Below are 1,279 nucleotides of genomic sequence, written 5' to 3'. Positions count from 1 at the left end.
GTTTTTTATGTTTGTTTTCGATAAAGGTTAAAGATTGATTCATAGTTAGGACTCCTTCTTTGGTAGTTTTGCGCACATCCTTTAAACAAACAAAGGATTTTGGATATTGTTATATATTTTACGTGTTACGAAAGAGTTTTTAAAGCCTTAATTGTGATTTTTTAGAAAATTATCAAAGAAAGCAGAAAAATAACAAACCCACCTCAGGTCATCCAGATTCTGGATGACCTGAGGTGGTAAGAAAAGGGAATTATAGAATGCCAATCGTGTTTAATAGAATAACAACGGCGACAGCGATGACTGGAATAAGTAAAGCTACGACAAAGATATCTCTGTAGCTGTCTTTGTGCGTCATGCCGGTGATCGCAAATAGCGTAAGTACCGCTCCGTTGTGTGGCAGCACATCCAGTCCGCCTGAAGAAAGTGAAGCAACACGGTGGAAGGCTTCAGGACTGATGCCTGAGGTCTGCGCGATCTCGTAGTACTTCGACCCGAGAGCTTCCAGTGCAATCCCTAACCCGCCAGATGCCGAGCCAGTGGCACCGGCTAAAACGTTAACGGCGATTGCTTCAGAAATGAGTGGGTTTCCTTTAATGCCAACCAAAAGTTCCGTTAGGCGCTCAAATCCTGGCACTTCACGAACAACGGTACCGAAACCGACCGCGGCACTTGTATTGATGATCGCAATAACCGATCCGCTTGCTCCTTTGTTAATGGACGTAACGAATCCTTTGATCAGCGTAATGTTCAAGAGCATAATGAGTACAATCCCTGCAATCAAGGCGGTCACAACATCCCAGGCAAGTAGATTCAATGTCAGTAGAACCGTAAGCAAAGGTAAAATCGACAGGATGAAATTCGGCTGCCGATCAACCTGATTGACGATATTTTTGTCATTCGGTTCAACAAACGTTTCCCCTTTTTCTTTCAACTGCTTCTCTCGATAACGTAAGTATAAATAACCTCCGACAGCCATGATGATGGCAGCAATAATCCCCATGGCCGGTGCCGCTGTGGCTGTCGTTTTAAAATACTCCATTGGGATCAGGTTCTGAATTTGCGGTGTTCCAGGCAATGCGGTCATCGTGAATGTGAACGCCCCAAGTCCGATCGTTGCTGGAATCAGCTTACGGCTGATGTCCGCTTCACGGAACAATGACAGAGCCAGTGGATAGACAGCAAAGACAACGACAAACAAGCTGACGCCGCCATAGGTAAGTACGGCAGCCGACACGAGCACGCCGAGAATCGCGCGGTTGGTGCCGATGACTTTTGTAAA

The 1,279-nt window shown here is 45.6% G+C and carries 1 protein-coding gene; it reads right to left on the bottom strand.

Translation table 11 applies throughout. The annotated features are described in order from the left end of the window. Positions 1 to 250: 250 nt before the first annotated feature. Positions 251 to 1,279 (bottom strand): GntP family permease (locus LD39_RS23350; RefSeq protein ID WP_035553720.1); only part of this gene is annotated, 1,029 nt, incomplete at its 5' end.

The organism is Halobacillus sp. BBL2006 (genome assembly GCF_000786645.1).
GTDB lineage: Bacteria > Bacillota > Bacilli > Bacillales > Halobacillaceae > Halobacillus.
The sequence above is the reverse complement of the archived record's forward strand: the minus strand, read 5'-3'. Positions and strand labels throughout refer to the sequence as shown.